A 17,728-nucleotide genomic window follows, 5' to 3' on the forward strand; every position below is an offset into this window, starting at 1 on the left:
TTTTTATTTGCTTAAAGCACAATTCCGATAAAGGATTTAAAGGCAATTCCCATCAACCCAGTAAGGATCATGGTGATTCCTAATCCCTTCAATCCATTGGGTACATTTGAGTATTTCAGTTTCTCTCTGATGGCGGCCAAAGCTACAATAGCCAAGAACCAACCAAATCCAGACCCCGCTCCGTAAGCTGTGGCTTCAACAATGCTATAGTCCCGCTGTACCATGAAAAGTGACGCACCAAGGATGGCACAGTTTACCGCGATCAAAGGCAAGAAAATACCCAGTGAGCCATAAAGTGAGGGTGATACTTTTTCAATGATCATCTCTACCAGCTGTACCATGGCCGCAATAATTGCGATAAACATGATGAACTGTAAGAAACTCAAATCGATGGTTTCAAAGCTACTATTGAGCCAAACCAAGGCTCCTTCTCTCAACACGTACTCCTGAAGTAGCCAGTTGATTGGCACTGTGATCGTCAATACGAAGATAACTGCCGCTCCAAGTCCAAGACCTGTTGATACTTTCTTAGATACCGCCAAAAACGAACACATACCCAAGAAGTATGCGAACACCATGTTGTCGATAAATGCGCTTTTGATGAATATATTAAATGCTTCCATTTTAAATCTCTTTTAGCTCGTTGGCTTAGTGTTCTACGTATCCGTTTTTAGTTCTTTGAATCCAAATCAATATACCCAGCACCATGAAGGCACCTATTGAATCTACCATCAATCCGTTGGTTTGGATATTGATTAATCCACCAGTCCATTCAGAAATAGAGGCATAAACTGGAACATCAAACACAGTTCCTGACCCAAACAATTCTCTGAAGAAAGCCACTGTTAAAATGATCCAGGCATACCCGAATCCACTTCCCAATCCATCCAATACAGAATCGTAAGCTTTATTTGCCATGGCAAATGCCTCCAATCTACCCATCACAATACAGTTGGTAATAATGAGCCCAACAAACGCACCAAGTACTTTGTACATATCGAACAGATAAGCTTTGAGCACTTCACTAACTAGGGTAACCAAAGTAGCCACAATAGCTAACTGAACAATAATCCTAACTCTACCAGGGATGATGTCTCTCATCAAAGAGATAATCAAGTTTGAAAACACAATCACAAACAACACGGCAATAGACATCACCAAGGTTGGCTCCATTTTCACCGTTACAGCCAGTGCCGAACATATACCCAATACCTGTATGGTAATCGGATTGTCATCGTTGAGCGGATCAGTGATGAACTTCTTCCTTCTCTTCGACAATAAAGGCTCTGCTGGCTCTTTTACTATCGCTTGTTCCAAAGTTTCTGTACTCATTGTATTATATTTTTAAATGGGCCAAGCCCAATCAATTCTTTATTTATTCTGCAGTTTCTTCTGCCTCCTCATCCATCACAGGTTCTATTACTTCTGCTACTGGCTGATTTGAATTTTTAGTCCTTTCTATAAAAGAACCGTAGTATCCAAAGTAATCTTTCAACATGGCGTTCAATCCTTTACCAGTCAATGTCGCACCAGACATTCCATCAATATGGTGATCATCTAGTGGTTCTCCCTTTTCGCCTTTTATCATGTTTACAGATTGTAAAGCTCCAGAAGCGTCATATAATTTCTTACCAACAAACCTTGCTTTTACCGCTTCATCAGTAATTCTTGCTCCCAAACCTGGAGTCTCTGACTTGTGGTCAAATGCCACCCCACGAACCGTATTCAAATCAGCATCCACAGCTACAAATCCCGAAATCCAATCCCAGAGACCCGCACCGAACATAGGAAAAATATAAGCATCTACTCCAGAACCATCTTCTTTCATATACATGAAAACTGGGTACGGTCTAGCCTCAACATCCTTCTTGAATTTGTTGTGGTTCTTTTGGAAGTCGATTTTTTCAGCAACTAATGGATTGCCTTTTGCATCCTTTTCCATCAACTCTCCATTGATATCTACTACCGTGGAAGTCACTCTTTTATCATAAAGCGCCAAAATTTCACTGGCCTCTTCTATGTTGGAGATATCCATAACTGCACCCAAAATCTTCTTTTTGGTATCCAATTCTACTTGCTTGTTCTGCAATGGCTTCAGTACTACTGAAGTCCCTGATAACAATCCGCCCAATACTATTGTTAGTATGGCAGAAAATACGATAATGTATAAATTAGACCGTTGCACGTTTCAACCTCCTTTTCTTGTTAGCAGCTACCACGTAATAATCAATCAGTGGAGCAAATACGTTCATTAATAAAATTGCCAGCATGATCCCTTCTGGGTAGGCTGGGTTAAATACTCTTATGATTACGGTAAGCATTCCAATAAGGAATCCGTAAACCCACTTTCCAGTTTCAGTCTGTGTGGCTGTGACAGGGTCAGATGCCATGAAAACTGCACCAAAAGCCAAGCCGCCAATCACCAAGTGATAGTGTGCTGGCAGCAACATGTATTCATTAGCTCCAAGCATGTTACAAATCGTTCCCATCACGAATGCCCCTGCAAATACGCTTGTGATGATTTTCCAGCTACCTACGCCAGTCATAATCAGTATAGCAGCACCAATCAAACACATCAAAGTAGAGGTCTCGCCTATACTCCCAGGGATAATACCCATGAATAAGTTATTGAAACTATAGAGCCCTTCAGACCAAGTGTCGGCCATCATACTCAGCATGGACTGATCAGCTTCTACAGCTGCTGCTCCTATGGCTAGTGGTGTCGCACCTGAAAATCCGGCTACTGCCTGATCGCTACCTAAGTAAGACCAAACATCTCCAGAAATTTGCGAAGGGTAAGCAAAGTACAAGAAAGCTCTTGCGGTCAATGCCACATTCAAGATGTTCATCCCTGTTCCTCCAAAAGCTTCTTTACCAATGATAACAGCAAAAGCTGTAGCCAAACCTACTTGCCACAATGGAATGGTAGGAGGCATCACCAAAGGAATCAACATCCCTGTCACCAAGAACCCTTCGTTTACTTCATGTTTTCTAATAGTAGCAAATGTAAATTCTATCCCCAGACCTACTGAATATGAGACGATCAAGATAGGAACAACTAGCGTTGCTCCTAATAAGATTTCACTAGCCAAATCAGCCACCTGACCTACAGCCAGGTAGTGCTGATGTCCTGCATTCCATATACCAAACAATAAACAGGGTAGCATAGCAATGATCACTGTCATCATCATACGTTTCATGTCGATCGCATCCTTGATCTGAGCACCTTTTGCACTTGTTGTGCTGTTAGGTGCTAGAAAGAGCGTCTCATGCGCTTCGTATATATAGAAAAACTTCTCCCACTTACCACCTTTTTCAAAGTTGGGGCGAACCTTCGCAAATATGTCTTCTATAAATTTCATCGATTCTTAACTATTTTTTACTAGATCTAGTCCTTCTCTTAAAATGGCCTGAACATCATTCTTAGACACGTCAATAAATTCACAAAGTGCCAAATCTTCTTCGATCACCTCGTAAATACCTAGGCCTTCCATATCATCAAAATCCTCCGCGAGGATGGCTTTCAACAAATAAGTAGGAAGAATGTCCATTGGGGTTACCTTCTCAAAGGCACCAGTCTGAACAAATGCTCTATGCTGACCTCTGTTGTTGGTGTCAAGCACAAATTCCTTTTTCTTTCCACCTAGGAAAGACAGCAACCCAAACGCTCTATGAAAACTCAAACGATTTGTGGTGGGCAAAATCCAGCCAAACAATTCATAGTAATCTCCCTCTGGAATTACAGTCAATTGATTGTGATAGAACCCTAAATACCCTGTAGAGTTTACCTGATTACCAGTCAAAACATTACCTGAGATATATCTCACATAACCGTCCTTAACGGTACCCTCGATCAACTTATTGATGGCAGCACCAGTGTATGTCTTATAGTATTGAGGAGCCTTCACTTCAGATCCTGCCAAGGCAATCACTTTAGAAGCGTCATATTTTCCCTCTAAGAAAAGTTTGCCAATCTGTGCCACTCCATAAGGGTGCACTGTCCATGAAACCTCTCCTTTGTTGATTGGAGCTAGATGGTGAATCTGAACACCAACATTACCTGCTGGATGTACTCCAGATACCGTGTTCACCTGAGCTTCTGATCCTTTGAACAAATCCGAAGAATCGCCAGCACTCACATTTACGTGCACTTTGCCTTCTGTCAGTTTTGCTAAAATACTAATGCCAGCCTCAAAGTATTTCTTCTGCCCTTCGAGGATATAGTTCATATCCGAAGCCAAAGGATGTGTATCAAATGCTGATACAAAAATGTTTTTTGGAGAATCATTTGGGTCAGCCACTACGCCAAAAGGACGTTGGATGATGTTCGGCCAAACGCCACCTTTGGTCATCTGCTCAAGTGCTGTTTCCTTTGAAATTTCTTTTACATTGTCGTGCTTGTCGAACGACTCGAAAGACACCTCTTTGTCAGCCAAGATTCTAATTTCTAAAATTTTTCTTTTAGCGCCTCTTACCACTTCAGCGATTTCTCCACTCACAGGTGAAGCGTACATCACGTTTTCAACAAGTTTGTCGATCATGATAGGTGTGCCTGCCTTCACGTTGTCACCTTCCTTTACGAGAAGTTTAGGACGGCTCATACCTACAAAATCTGTGGGTTTAATGGCGTAAGTCTCCGCTGGTGGGAGCACTCCGATTTTCTTTTCAGCTTTTCCTGCGAGATTGATATCGAATCCCTTCTTAAGCTTTATATTCTGAGACATATTTTACTGCAAAAGTCCTGTTTTATAAAACGAGGCAAAAATAATAAAAAATTGATGATTATGAGCTAGGCACGCAATTATCGTAAAAGTATTTGAGGAAGGAAAGCGGAGAGAAAAAAATAGCGGAATGCTATAGGAAAATTGTCATTGCCATGGGTAAGTCTGGGCAATCCCCTTCTACTAGCAGCATGATTCTATTGGCAGCGCTCCTCCCAGGCAGATTCCCCGAATTCTCCTCCGTCGAATCGGAGAATGACGAAGAGTTATCTTACTTTTATCCCATGAAAAAGAAAATCATACTGTCTTCACTTGCCTTTGCCCTTTTCAGCCTTTCGGCTAAAAGTCAGGGGGTTTCCGCTTCTTTTATCATCCCTAAAAATGGATACTTCTCCGCTCCTGTGAGTCCACTATCTGTCAGAGGACTTGGGTTAGATTTTGGTTTACTTGGCATTGAAACTGGGGCTTCTTTATATAACATGCCTGGCCTGCCCATGAATGGATTAGCCTTTGAATCTGATGAGCCACTCACAGGGCCGCATTGGTCTATACTCGTGCCCCTCCAACTTTCTATCACTTTAGACTCAGATGCCGTGTCTGTCAAGTTTCTTGGCGGAGGATTTGGTATGGGTCACATTGCTCCGCGCATCAATTATGGCAACATGGACAGAGCCATCCGCGACTACGAAGGCTGGGACGTGACCAATGCAGATTTGGATGTAGAAAACAAATTAGGGTTTGGCTGGATGGCTGGGGTAGAATTGGCTTTTCATGTAAACAACAAATTTTCCATCACCACAGAAGTGCAATACCTCAAAGGGGATTCTGGAGCTGCTATTACTGGCGAATATTCTGGAGGATTTGTCGGAGGAAATATCGAAACGAGAACAGTCGATTATCCTGATGCTGTCACCGCTTTGGAAGGCGTTGAGATTTCACTGGGGGTGAAGATGAATAGGTAAAGGAGATGATCTTTCCCAAAGTTTAGCACTTAGGAAAAGTTGAAAACCACGAAATCTCAACTCAATTTTTACAGGTTACACAGGCATGGAAGCGAATTGCTCTTTGATATAATTCCTCACTCGCTCCATCAACCACATGGGCGTGGAAGTGGCACCACAGATGCCTATGGAATCTGAAGGTTGGATCCAATCCAGATCAATTTCTTCCTCACTTCCTACGAAATAGCTTCGTTCATTAAAATTCATACAGATACCATATAATGCACGCCCATTGGAGCTTTTCTTTCCGCTTACGAAAATGATTACATCATGCTTTTGCGAAAACTTCTCCATACTAGGCTCGCGATTAGAGACTTGTCTACAGATACTGTCGTTGGCTTTGAAGTCTGTAACTTCCAGTTGCTGACCTTTGGCTTCAGCTATTCGAACTTCTATCATTTCCTTTAGTCGATAGAATCCCTTGGTGCTTTTTGTGGTTTGGCTGTATAAAGTAACAGGGCGTGAAAAATCAATTTGCTCCAGATCTTCATCCTCCATTACAATGATAGCTTTTTCTTTGGTCTGGCCTGTGAGACCAATCACCTCGGCATGACCAGGTTTGCCATAAATCACAATCTGACCATTCTGCTCTTCCATTTGGTCGAAAGACCCCTTCACACGATTCTGAAGTTTGAGCACAACAGGACAAGAGGCATCAATCAGTTCGATATTGTTTTCAATAGCAATTTTATACGTCTCTGGTGGTTCGCCATGTGCGCGGATCAGGACTTTACAATCCTTCAGGTTTTTTAAATCTTCATTGTTGATAATGACAAGGCCTTTAGCGGCCAATCGCTCCACTTCCATGTGATTGTGCACAATATCACCCAGACAATAGAGCTGACCACTTTCATTGAGTTCGTCCTCCGCCATCTCTATGGCATATTCTACACCAAAACAGTATCCAGAATTCTTGTCTATCTCTATGTTCATCGAATGGATCATGTATAAGGCACAAAATTAAAGTAAAAAGTATTACTTATTGACTTTTTCGCCTGTTGCCAATTGTACGATGTGATCTACTTGTTCTTCTAAAAACATGTGTGTGGTATCTACCTCCACACTGTCCACAGGCCGAATCAGTGGGCTCTCTGCTCTAGTGGTGTCGATTTTGTCCCGTTTTCTTAGGTTCTCTTTCACCTCATCCAAATCCACCAAATTGTCTTTATCAAATAGCTCCTTTTGTCTACGTTCTGCACGAACGTCAAAATCGGCATTCATAAAAATTTTCAACTCTGCATTGGGAAAAACTACCGAACCTATGTCCCTGCCATCCATGACCACGCCTTTTGACTTTCCCATCTTTTGCTGCTGCTTCACCATGGCCTCTCTGACCGCTTTGATCGCCGCTACCTCGCTTACTCTCTGTGAGATTTCCATCTCGCGAATTCTTTCCTCCACATTCAGGCCATTGAGATAAGTCTCATTTTGTCCAGTAGAATCATTGTGATGAAAGGTGATACTGATCTCTCCTAGTGCTTTACTTACAGATTTTGGATTCGTCAAATCAATGTAGTGCTCCATGAAGTATAAAGTGACTGCCCGGTACATAGCCCCTGTGTCTACATATCCGTAATTGAGCGCAGCTGCTACACGCTTTGCTGTTGAACTTTTGCCGCAAGCCGAATAGCCGTCTATGGCGATGATAATTTTTCTCATGAGATGTTTAGCTCAAGTGGATTAATGAGACAATAAATTTTGGATGCTAGTGGCTTTTAGCAGTCTTTAATTGGGCAAGGAATAGGTTTACCTTTTTTGATTTTTCTAGGTTTTCTTTCCTTTGGATAATGAGACGACTTGCATGAGCCAAAACTAAGTAGCAACCCTATTAAAATTAATGAAAAAGTTCGTGAAGTGAGTTTATAGCCCATGTAATTTTTTGTTTGAACAAATATAGTAACAAAAGGAATTCAGTATCCAAAGATTGTGATGTGATATATAACAGTGTATCTTAAGGGTATTGTGTTTTCATTCGAGCTATTAAATCAATTCATTTTCCTTTTTATTATTCTGTAAATCCAGATAGGGTGTACATTTCGTATCTCTATCGTTATTAACCAAACAATAAGCAGCATGAGTACTATATCAACAAAGGCAAACGACATCAAGTGGCCAGAAATTTTTAGCCTTGGGGCTTTAAATGTATCAGTGGTTATCAGTTGGATCGCCTACCACGAGTACCAACCTATCCTTCTGGAAAATTTCAATTTTGATCACCTCTCTGACTTCCTGATCGTTTCGAAGGCCTTTATCTTGGTGATGATACCTGCACTGGCAGGGTTACTAGCTGATTATTTGCTAGGTAAAAACGGCAAATACTTCACCATTTTTACCGTAGGTATTGGTGCCACAGCTATGATCTTTATGATTGTTGCCTCTATTATAGGCGCTGGACCTGTAGGTACTTTGAAGCCATTTCTTCCGTACATGATCATCTTGTGGTTGGTTTCTATGAATTTGTTTATAAGCCCAGCCTACTCTATGATTGAGGCCTTCGCACCCGCACAAAAACTACCTATCGTCATGGGGTTCTTGTTTTTAGTAACCGAGCTGATTTACGCACTCGAACCATTGGTAGTAGGCTTAGTTCAGTTCTTTGGGGATACTTTGACATTCATAGTAGGTGGAATTCTGATTTCAGTGAGCGGTTATATTTTCCACAAAATCTCCTCCAATGAAGTAATATCAAGGAAGAAAGAATTGCTCGAAGCCAAAGTGAAAAAGGTGAGTGTAGAAAGCTATATCGCTATAATCATTGTAGGCTTAGCCCTAGGCATAGGCAAGGCTTTTTTAGTGGAATACATTCCTGCCAATTTTGAAGCTAGCTTCCCAGACATGGGCAATGCTGGTGATTATATTTCATTTGCCTTACTTGGTTTTTCTGCCATCATTGCCTTCACCATCAGTAGAAAAGTAGCTGTATGGAATACACAAAAAGTGCTGGTGACCAGTTTAATCATTATGGGGTTGGGTGCATTGATACTCCTCGCATCCTCAAGCGTTTCTGTTTCTATCGCGGGAGGCATCATTACTGCTATCGGATTTAGTGTGCTGAACATCAGTGGTCTACCGTTCGCCATCAACCAGCTTTCAGTAAAACATATCACTTATGGTGTAGGTATCTATATCGGCGCGTCTGAAATCTGTACTGGTTTTTTTGAATATTACTTCAGATAAAAATACTGCTTATTGACCGTGAGTGGATGAAGGAGATTTCATCTGCTTGCGGTATTAAGCTTTCTTCTTCACAAACCCCCAATACTTGATCATAAAGGTAACACCCCAAAGAAATAAAGGAATGCTCAGCCACTGCCCCATATTGAGCGGGATGTCGGCTTCCCAGGCTTCTTGGTTTTCCTTAAAGAACTCTACAAAGAATCTTTCTGACCAAAGCATGGTCATGAAAAAACCAAAAAGGAAGCCCTCTTTGAGCTGGTCTCTGTGATAATACCAAACATGGGCAAGTATCAAAAACATCAGTATGCAGGCCATGGATTCATACAGTTGTCCAGGATGTCTTGGAACTCCTAGTACATAAATTTTGGCATATTGAACACCACCTTCCTTGTATAAGTCATAAGGCATTTCCATGCCAGTCTGATAATAGATATGCTTGCCGATACCACTTGATCTGGCAAATGCATTTGGAATGCTACGTTCAAAAAAGTTTTTGGAAGTAGCTGGATCCAAATCAATTCCTCTTTTGTACTCAAGCACTACGGTCATGGGCACCAAACCAGCACTATCCGTCTCGGCTTTTCCTCCTTTTTCAAAGGAGACCTCTTCAATTCTTTCATCCCCATTTAAAAACATGTCTTCGACACTTCGAGAGAATACTATCCCGCTCTCTGTCCCAGTAGGTAGTCCAATGATTTCTGAATTCATGAAGTTTCCAAATCGGATAAATGCTCCAACCAATACAGTGACAATAGCCACTCGATCTAAAATCCATAGATAGGTAAATCCATATTTTTTGGCAAAAAGATAAAGCGCGATAAACATCCCTATGGCTCCGCCATGACTGGCCAGTCCACCTTCCCAAATCTTAATAATCTCTATCGGATTGCTTAAATAATATGTTGGGTTATAGAATAAGCAGTGACCCAATCTCGCGCCTACTACTACGGCTATGACCAAATACATGGTCAATTGATCGACATCCTTTGGATTCTTATTTTCTTTTTTGAATATCCAATACATGACCTGCTGAGCCACGATGAACCCCATGGCGAACAGCAGTCCATACCAGCGAACTTCGCGATCAATGCCAGGAATAGTGAACATTTCTGGGCTTGGACTCCAAATAATAAAATCAAGAATAGATGTCATGCTTAGTTATATTTTGCGCCAGAAATATGGCGTCAGTAAAATCAATACAGTAAAAAGTTCTAGTCTACCTAGCAACATTAAAAAAGATAAAAACCATTTGCCTATATCTGGAATGTTTGCAAAGTTGTCTACAGGCCCTACCTCACCTAAGCCTGGTCCTATATTTCCCAGACAAGTAGCCACTGAGCCCACAGCTGTGAGAAAGTCTGTTCCTATCCAAGCCATAATTACAGATCCTACGGCAAAAATGGATATGTATATCATGATAAAAGCCAAAATATTGAAAGTAATGTCTCGATGAACGGCCTTTTTATTTAGCCTAACGGGTATGATGGCAGACGGGTGCAGTTGTCTTTTGAGCTCAAGGATGCTGTTCTTAATCAGTACAATATGTCTTACGATTTTGACACCACCAGCTGTACTGCCAGCTGATGCACCAAGAAACATCATCACAAACATCAATACCACAATTGAGGAGGCCCACTGACTGTAATCTGCCGTGACATAACCTGTAGTAGTGATAATAGAAATAACTTGAAACAACCCATCTCTAAAGGATTGCTCCAGGCCTTGATTGGAATGTGTGAATACACTGATAGAGCAAATGACAGTAAGAAGAAGGCAAAATGTGGCGTAAAATCTAAACTCTTCATTACGATAGACAGTCAAAAACTTGCCATGTAATCCAAAATAAGTTAAAGTAAAATTCGTGCCTGCCAAGAACATGAATAAGGTAATGACGTACTGAATGAAAGGAGATTGGAAATGAGCCACACTAGCATTTTTTGTAGAGAATCCACCAGTAGCCATAGTAGTCAAGGCATGGTTGATCGCATCATAGAAAGTCATGCCACCAGCCCACAGCAAGAGCATTTCTGTCAAAGTCAGTCCCACATATATCAGCCAAAGGCGCTTGGCCGTTTCTGTAATTCTTGGTTTCAATTTGTCTGGAGTAATTCCAGGCGCTTCTGCCACAAACAGCTGCATCCCACCAATTCCTAATATAGGCAATATGGCTACAGCTAATACAATGATTCCCATGCCACCAATCCATTGTGTGAGGCTACGCCAGAATAAAACCCCTTTGTCTACAGCTTCAATATCTGTCAGAATAGTAGCTCCTGTAGTAGTAAACCCAGATATGGTTTCAAAAAATGCATCTGTGAAATCAGGAATTGATCCACTTAAAATATAGGGCAAGGTGCCAAAGGCAGACATAGTTAGCCAACCAAGCGTTACGATCAAATAACCGTCCTTTTTCTTGAGATCCTTGGTCCTGTTTTTTCTAGTGAGGGCAAAGGTGATATACCCTACGAGCATGGTGATGCCTCCTGACTTGAGCAGTGGTATTAAGTCGCCATCTTTGAAGTGCAGGCTGAAAGGAATACAGAGCATCATAAAGGCGCCATTGAGCAAAACGAGCAGCCCTAGTACATTGAAGATTACTCTGTAGTTGAATCTCATTTGAAGTATCCTTCTACTTTTCTAATACATTCTGATCTAGACAATACAACTACTCTGTCTTTCACTTCAAAGTGAAAATTGCCCCTTGCGATGTGCCCCAAACCATTGCGAATCACCCCACCAATAATGGCTGATTTGGGAAACTCTAAATTTCTCAATTCGTGCTCGAGAATTTTAGAACCCTCAGTGACTTCAAACTCTAGAATCTCAGCGTCTACACCATGGATCGTGGTCATATTGACAACTTGGCCTTTTCGAATGTATCTAAAGATAAAACTTGCCGCAATCAACTTTTTGTTGATCATGGTGTCCACCCCAATATTCTGAGAGAGGTGAATGTAGTCCATGTTTTCCACCAAAGAAATGGTTTTACCCACTCCATGATTCTTTGCAACCAAAGAAGAAATGATATTGGTTTCAGAGTTGCCAGTTACAGCTATAAAAGCGTCCATATCGTCAATGCCCTCCTCCTTGAGCAGTTCCACATCTCTACCATCACCATTTATTATCATGGTGTTTTGCAATGTGTCAGCCAGCTCAAAACACTTATCTCTATCCTCTTCTATCAGTTTGATGTTATACTTTTTGCTCAACTGAAGAGCTGCCTGAATACCTATTTTACTCCCTCCCAGGATCATGATATTTCTAATATCCTCGCTTTGCTTTTTGGCCAAGTCGAGCACACGATCTACACCATCTGGTTGACAGATAAAATAAGCGTGATCATTATTTTTGAATTTATTATCTCCATGAGGAATGATAGTTTCTCCATTTCGTAAAATGGCCACAGTCGTGAAACTATGATCAGGGTTGAGATAAGCTGCCTCCACTAAGGTTTTACCACACAGTTCTGATTGCTCATCAATGGTAATCCCAACCAAGGACAAAGTGCCTTTTTCAAAGTCAAATAAATCCGTCAAGGCTGTTTGCTTCAACAAGCGTTTTATCTCCTTGGCAGCCAGTGATTCTGGCGAGATAATTTCATCAATGCCAATGTCTTTGAGATCAAGGATTTCTTTTTTGTGCAGGTACTCAGTGTTAGTAATTCTAGCAATCGTTTTTCGTGCACCTAGATTTTTTCCAATAATGGAGGTAGAAATGTTCGTGGCTTCAGATTCGGTCACAGCTATGAGCAAATCAGCTTTTGCCACTTGTGCATCTTCCAAGGTTCTGAAAGAAGTAGAGTTTCCTTTGGTTGTATGTACATCGAGGTGATTGGCAATGTATTGCAGTTTATCATCATCTGTATCGATAATGTTGATGTCGTGCGATTCAAATGCCAGTAATTTGGCCAAATGAAACCCAACATCCCCTGCACCTGCTATTATTATCCTCATATCTGGCTGATCCCTTTACCGATTGGTCTTAGCAAATATAAAAAAACCCTCCTGTTGTGAAACGAATCCCTCATTTAGTTGATCGAATTTCGACGAGTAATTATTTAGTGGCCATTTTAGTGCCTCTGGTCATTTCCTTTTTGCCAGGAGGACCATCCAACTCTTCCGTGTCAAAACCAACAGCTTTCAGGTCTCTTTTGAACTGCCCCTGCGCGCAGTAGGTTACAAAGACACCATTTGGTTTCAATAGTTCATGCATTTTACTCAGCACTTCCTGAGACCACATTTCTGGCTGCTTGGATGGGGCAAAAGCATCAAAATAAATCAAGTCATAACTTTCGCGATCAGGACTGAATGTGGCAATGTCAGTTTGGATTTTAGTTAAACTAAATGCTTGGGATATTTCACATTGCTTTTCCCATTCTACTTCATGAACCTTGGCAAATAAGGATCTAGCGCCATCAGATTTCCTTTTGTCTTTATAATTAAGCTTTTCAATCAATTCAGGCTTTAATGGATACTTTTCAATGGAAAAAAAATTGATTTTAAGGCCACTGTTTTCTACTGCCAAAGCCGTTAACCACACATTGAGTCCAGTTCCAAATCCTATTTCTAAAATGCTGATCTCTTTTTGCTCTGGGTGCTTATCACGAAAGTGATCCAATCCCATTTTTAAGAATACATATTCGGATTCTGTAATCGCTCCATGGGTGGAGTGATACGTTTCATTCATTTCGGGAATGAGCAGTGAAGACGATCCATCACGGGTTTCAATGACTCTGATGTCAGACATTTTTATAAATTAAGACCACTGCATGGGCAGAAACTCCTTCTTCTCTTCCTACAAATCCTAGTTTTTCTGTGGTTGTGGCTTTGATGGAAACGTCATCTTGTTCTACTTCCATCACTTCTGCCAAGACCTTTTTCATTTCAGGAATGTGTGGGTTTATTTTTGGTCTTTGTAAGCAAATGGTGCAATCCACATTGCCCACTTCATAATTGGCCTCACGTATGAGTTTCATCACGTCAGCCAAAAGAATTTTGCTGTCAATGCCTTTGAATTTTGGGTCTGTATCGGCAAAATGAAACCCAATGTCGCGCATATTGGCTGCACCAAGTAGGGCATCACAAATCACATGAATGAGCACATCTGCATCAGAATGACCCACTGCCCCATGCGTATGTGGTACTTCTATTCCTCCTAGCCAAAACGGGTGCCCTTCCGCCAGTTGATGTACGTCGTATCCGTAGCCTACTCTTATGTTTGGTTTCATTGTTTCAATTTGAAAACTTGAAGATGAGTCAATTAGATAATTAACACATTTTCAAATTAGGTAATTATCTAATTGTCTTTGCTTTCTCCCAATATTCATCCATTTCGGCCAGGGTCATTTCACCCATTGTTTTGCCGTCCTTTTTGCTTTCAGATTCTAGGTATTGAAATCTTTTGATGAATTTTTTGTTTGTGCGTTCAAGTGCTTCTTCTGGGTCGATATTTACAAATCTCGAATAATTGACCAGAGAGAAAAGTAAATCTCCAAATTCGTCTCTGGCTTTTTCCTGATCGTCTTTTTCTACTTCGGCTTTAAACTCGTCTAATTCCTCATGCACTTTGTCCCAGACCTGATTTTGATTATCCCAGTCAAAACCTACCCCTCTCGCTTTTTCCTGTATGCGCATGGCCTTTACCATAGCTGGCAAAGATTTTGGCACACCTCCTAGCACGGACACATTGCCTTTTTCCTTGAGTTTTAATTTTTCCCAATTCTCTTTGACTTCTTTTTCGTTCTTGACTTCAGTATCTCCATATATATGGGGATGACGATGGATCAGCTTTTCACAGATGCCGTTCAAAACATCCGCTACATCAAAATCATTGGTCTCAGAAGCAATTCGAGAGTAGAACACCATGTGCAACATAATATCCCCAATTTCCTTTTTTACCTCTTGAAGGTCGTTCTCTAAAATAGCATCTGACAACTCATAAGTCTCTTCTATAGTCAAGTGTCGAATAGACGCCAGCGTCTGCTTCATATCCCAAGGACAGTTCTCCCTCAGTTCGTCCATGACAGTCAGGAGTCTGTCAAATGCGGCCAATTTGGCTGAACGGTTATGATCTGGCTTGCTTTTTGCGTTGGGCATGAAAAATGATTTGAATCATTAAAGTGGAACTTTTGGCAAAGCTATTGGCTTTAATGTATAAATTTGCATTCAACTTTTGAAAATATGACTACTATATTATTAGGAATTGGATTTGTGGCTATATTCTTCATATTCATGAGCGTAAGACTCATTTTTTTGAAAAATGGAGAATTCAAAGGCACTTGTGCTTCACAAAACCCATATCTCAATAAAGAAGGAGAAGCTTGTGGCTATTGTGGAAAAACGGTAGCAGCCGGGGAGGCTTGTGGCAACCCAGACAACGAAGTAGATAAGGTCATGAGTAAATTTTAATCTGTCGAAAAACGACAACCAGCATTTCTAAAAAGTAATTATTAACACGTATCAACGGGTGCCTAGGCAAAAATTCGAAAGACATTTTTGAATATCAATGGTTTGTCTACTTTTGCGCTCCCCAAAAACTTATACATCAAATAGATGACTTTAATTAAATCAATATCTGGAATCAGAGGCACCATAGGTGGCAAAGAAGGAGAATCCCTTACACCAAATGACGTGGTAAAATATGCCGCAGCATTCGGACACTGGGCCAAGGAGAATTCTGGAATCAATAAAGTAGTAATAGGCCGAGATGCTCGCCCATCTGGGGAGTTGATTACTAAAATAGCTTCAGGCACCTTACAAGGATTAGGCATAGACGTGGTGGACTTGGGTCTATCCACAACGCCAACAGTGGAAATGGCAGTACCCGCCGAAAACGCAGGAGGTGGTATTATTATCACCGCCAGTCATAATCCTAATGGATGGAATGCGCTAAAGCTCCTCAACTCAAAGGGAGAATTTATTTCTGCCGCTGAAGGCGAAAAAATATTGGAATTAGCGGACTCTGGTGAGATAGAATTTGCGCTTTCTAAAGATCTTGGAAAGTACGAGCAAAATGACACTTACATTGATTATCACATCGACAAAATTTTAGCGTTGGATTTAGTGGATGTAGAAGCCATTAAAAATAGAAAGTTCAAAATTGGTGTGGATGCCGTTAACTCAACTGGTGGAATTGCCATTCCAAAGTTGTTGGAGAAACTTGGGGTAACTGACTATAAGGTCTTCTTTGGTGAGCCTAATGGGTTATTTCCACACAACCCAGAGCCTCTTCCTGAGAATATTACACACATCTGCAATGAAGTAGAAGGTGGGCATTTGGATTTAGGTATTGTGGTAGATCCTGATGTGGATCGCTTGGCATTCGTAGGAGACAATGGTGAACCTTATGGTGAAGAATATACCTTGGTAACCATTGCTGATTATGTGGTGAAAAACAGGCCTGGTAACACAGTCTCAAATATGTCCTCTACGCGCGCACTTCGCGATGTGACAGAAAGAGCTGGGGGCTCATACGAAGCGTCTGCTGTTGGAGAAGTGAATGTGGTAAATAAAATGAAAGCGACTAACGCCATCATTGGCGGCGAAGGCAATGGTGGAATTATTTTTCCAGAATTGCACTACGGTCGTGATGCACTAGTCGGAATAGCACTTTTCTTAACTCATTTGGCCAAATTTGGAAAATCGGCTTCTTTGCTAAGAGCGATGTATCCTAATTATCATATCTCTAAAAACAAGATAGATCTGACCCCTGAGATTGATGTGGATCTGGTGCTAGAGGAAGTGAAAAACAAATACGCCAAGCAGCCCATCAATACGGAAGATGGTGTGAAGATAGAGTTTGACAAGGAGTGGGTACACTTAAGAAAATCAAATACAGAACCTATTATCAGAATCTATGCAGAATCTGATTCTAGAAATACGGCAGATGCCATGGCTAAAAAATTAATCATGGACATCAAAGAGATTGTGACGGAGAAGGTAGAGGATTAGCTCATCCGTCATTGCCTGGTGAAGTTGACATAGGAGAATTCATCCCGGCAATCCACTGCGGGTAGCAGATGGTCTCTCGTGTATTCAAACTTTAACCAACAGATCGCTTTGACAAGCAAAGGCGATGATGGCGTTGTTAGTTGATTTTTTTCGCAAAAACCTCTTCAAAGAAACTGACCATGGCCTGCCAGGCCCGTCTATTAGATGCCTCCTGATAAAACATGCCTTTGTCATGAAAATTTGCCTTTGGATTAGTGAATGAATGACCCGTATGACCAAAAGCCAATATCTGCCAATCGGCATTTCGCTCTGTGAGTTCATGCCCCAATGCTACTGTACTGTCTGGTTTTGCCAGTGGGTCTTCCCATCCATGTAGCACAAGGATAGAAGCTTTGACATCCCCTGTGTGTTTCAGCCCTGGCTGATCATAAATGCCATGAAAGCTTACTACTCCATTGATATCAGCTCCCGACCGTGCCATATCCAGCATACACTTGCCTCCAAAACAAAAACCAATTCCTCCACACTTTGTCTCGTCCACTTGAGCATGTTTCTTCAAGGTGTCAAATGCTAAGAGTATATTGTTCAACAGAAGTGACCTGTCATCTAAAAAAGGCTGCATTAAGGCGTCTGCATCCTCAGGTGTATTGGCTCGATTGCCTTGCCCATACATATCCAAGGCAAACCCTACGTATCCGAGTTTAGCCAATTTTTTCGCTTTCTCCACCTCAAAATCTGACTGGCCCTTGAACGTGTGAGCGACTAAAACACCTGGTTTCTTTCGTTCTGTTGAATCATCCCAGCAAATGACTCCCTCATATATGTGGTTTGACTTGGGGTCTTGATAAGTTAGTTTTTCTGATCGGATCATTTTGTTGAC

At 41.3% G+C, this 17,728-nt stretch carries 18 protein-coding genes; 4 read left to right on the forward strand and 14 right to left on the reverse strand.

What is annotated here, in order from left to right; genetic code table 11:
• Positions 1-11 precede the first annotated feature (11 nt).
• From nqrE to B9A58_RS10135, 5 genes are read right to left on the reverse strand one after another with little or no spacing between them, the layout of a single operon-like run.
• Positions 12-623, reverse strand: a complete 612-nt coding sequence (gene nqrE / locus B9A58_RS10115; protein WP_084372728.1) for an NADH:ubiquinone reductase (Na(+)-transporting) subunit E — start codon at positions 621-623, stop codon at positions 12-14.
• Between the two features lie 25 nt (positions 624-648).
• Complete coding sequence (locus tag B9A58_RS10120) at positions 649-1,332, reverse strand: NADH:ubiquinone reductase (Na(+)-transporting) subunit D (protein WP_084372729.1); 684 nt, start codon at positions 1,330-1,332, stop codon at positions 649-651.
• Positions 1,333-1,375: 43 nt separating this feature from the next.
• Positions 1,376-2,185, reverse strand: a complete 810-nt coding sequence (gene nqrC / locus B9A58_RS10125; RefSeq protein WP_084372730.1) for an NADH:ubiquinone reductase (Na(+)-transporting) subunit C — start codon at positions 2,183-2,185, stop codon at positions 1,376-1,378.
• Positions 2,172-3,362, reverse strand: a complete 1,191-nt coding sequence (locus tag B9A58_RS10130; protein ID WP_084372731.1) for an NADH:ubiquinone reductase (Na(+)-transporting) subunit B — start codon at positions 3,360-3,362, stop codon at positions 2,172-2,174. The genes nqrC and B9A58_RS10130 overlap by 14 nt, the downstream gene beginning before the upstream one ends.
• Positions 3,363-3,368: 6 nt before the next feature.
• On the reverse strand, positions 3,369-4,724 hold the full coding sequence (locus B9A58_RS10135; RefSeq protein ID WP_084372732.1) for a Na(+)-translocating NADH-quinone reductase subunit A: 1,356 nt from the start codon (positions 4,722-4,724) through the stop codon (positions 3,369-3,371).
• A gap of 92 nt (positions 4,725-4,816) precedes the next feature.
• On the opposite strand from B9A58_RS10135, the gene B9A58_RS10140 reads away from it, so the two are divergent.
• On the forward strand, positions 4,817-5,683 hold the full coding sequence (locus B9A58_RS10140; RefSeq protein WP_176214745.1) for a hypothetical protein: 867 nt from the start codon (positions 4,817-4,819) through the stop codon (positions 5,681-5,683).
• Positions 5,684-5,758: 75 nt separating this feature from the next.
• Here the strand turns inward: B9A58_RS10140 and B9A58_RS10145 are convergent, their stop codons facing one another.
• Both B9A58_RS10145 and cmk read right to left on the reverse strand, forming a co-directional pair.
• Complete coding sequence (locus tag B9A58_RS10145) at positions 5,759-6,655, reverse strand: 4-hydroxy-3-methylbut-2-enyl diphosphate reductase (RefSeq protein ID WP_084372734.1); 897 nt, start codon at positions 6,653-6,655, stop codon at positions 5,759-5,761.
• Positions 6,656-6,697: 42 nt separating this feature from the next.
• Entirely contained in the window at positions 6,698-7,381 is a 684-nt protein-coding gene (gene cmk / locus B9A58_RS10150; RefSeq protein WP_084372735.1) for a (d)CMP kinase, read from the reverse strand.
• Between the two features lie 414 nt (positions 7,382-7,795).
• On the opposite strand from cmk, the gene B9A58_RS10155 reads away from it, so the two are divergent.
• Positions 7,796-8,899 carry a hypothetical protein gene (locus B9A58_RS10155; protein ID WP_084372736.1) on the forward strand — a complete coding sequence of 368 codons (1,104 nt, stop codon included), beginning with the start codon at positions 7,796-7,798 and terminating at the stop codon, positions 8,897-8,899.
• Positions 8,900-8,953: 54 nt separating this feature from the next.
• Here the strand turns inward: B9A58_RS10155 and B9A58_RS10160 are convergent, their stop codons facing one another.
• The 6 genes from B9A58_RS10160 to mazG all read right to left on the reverse strand — a co-directional run bounded on the left by B9A58_RS10160 (position 8,954) and on the right by mazG (position 14,994).
• On the reverse strand, positions 8,954-10,051 hold the full coding sequence (locus B9A58_RS10160) for a prolipoprotein diacylglyceryl transferase (protein ID WP_245827056.1): 1,098 nt from the start codon (positions 10,049-10,051) through the stop codon (positions 8,954-8,956).
• A gap of 6 nt (positions 10,052-10,057) precedes the next feature.
• Positions 10,058-11,515, reverse strand: coding sequence for a TrkH family potassium uptake protein (locus tag B9A58_RS10165; RefSeq protein ID WP_084372737.1), 1,458 nt, complete (start codon positions 11,513-11,515; stop codon positions 10,058-10,060).
• The gene (gene trkA / locus B9A58_RS10170; protein ID WP_084372738.1) at positions 11,512-12,852 is read right to left on the reverse strand and encodes a Trk system potassium transporter TrkA; all 1,341 of its coding nucleotides are present in this window, start codon (positions 12,850-12,852) and stop codon (positions 11,512-11,514) included. The genes B9A58_RS10165 and trkA overlap by 4 nt, the downstream gene beginning before the upstream one ends.
• A 100-nt stretch (positions 12,853-12,952) precedes the next feature.
• Positions 12,953-13,645, reverse strand: coding sequence for a tRNA (5-methylaminomethyl-2-thiouridine)(34)-methyltransferase MnmC2 (gene mnmD / locus B9A58_RS10175; RefSeq protein WP_084372739.1), 693 nt, complete (start codon positions 13,643-13,645; stop codon positions 12,953-12,955).
• Positions 13,638-14,126, reverse strand: coding sequence for a 2-C-methyl-D-erythritol 2,4-cyclodiphosphate synthase (gene ispF, locus B9A58_RS10180; protein WP_084372740.1), 489 nt, complete (start codon positions 14,124-14,126; stop codon positions 13,638-13,640). Before ispF ends, mnmD begins: the two co-directional genes overlap by 8 nt.
• Positions 14,127-14,190: 64 nt before the next feature.
• Positions 14,191-14,994, reverse strand: a complete 804-nt coding sequence (gene mazG / locus B9A58_RS10185) for a nucleoside triphosphate pyrophosphohydrolase (RefSeq protein WP_084372741.1) — start codon at positions 14,992-14,994, stop codon at positions 14,191-14,193.
• A gap of 84 nt (positions 14,995-15,078) precedes the next feature.
• On the opposite strand from mazG, the gene B9A58_RS10190 reads away from it, so the two are divergent.
• Positions 15,079-15,306, forward strand: coding sequence for a hypothetical protein (locus B9A58_RS10190; protein ID WP_084372742.1), 228 nt, complete (start codon positions 15,079-15,081; stop codon positions 15,304-15,306).
• A 144-nt stretch (positions 15,307-15,450) separates the two neighbouring features.
• The gene (glmM, locus tag B9A58_RS10195) at positions 15,451-16,848 is read left to right on the forward strand and encodes a phosphoglucosamine mutase (protein WP_084372743.1); all 1,398 of its coding nucleotides are present in this window, start codon (positions 15,451-15,453) and stop codon (positions 16,846-16,848) included.
• A 136-nt stretch (positions 16,849-16,984) separates the two neighbouring features.
• Here glmM and B9A58_RS10200 read toward each other — a convergent pair whose 3' ends face one another.
• Positions 16,985-17,719 (reverse strand): dienelactone hydrolase family protein, encoded by a 735-nt coding sequence (locus tag B9A58_RS10200; RefSeq protein WP_084372744.1) that lies wholly within the window; start codon positions 17,717-17,719, stop codon positions 16,985-16,987.
• Positions 17,720-17,728 lie beyond the last annotated feature (9 nt).

It is taken from the genome of Reichenbachiella faecimaris (assembly GCF_900176375.1).
Taxonomy (GTDB): Bacteria; Bacteroidota; Bacteroidia; order Cytophagales; family Cyclobacteriaceae; genus Reichenbachiella; species Reichenbachiella faecimaris.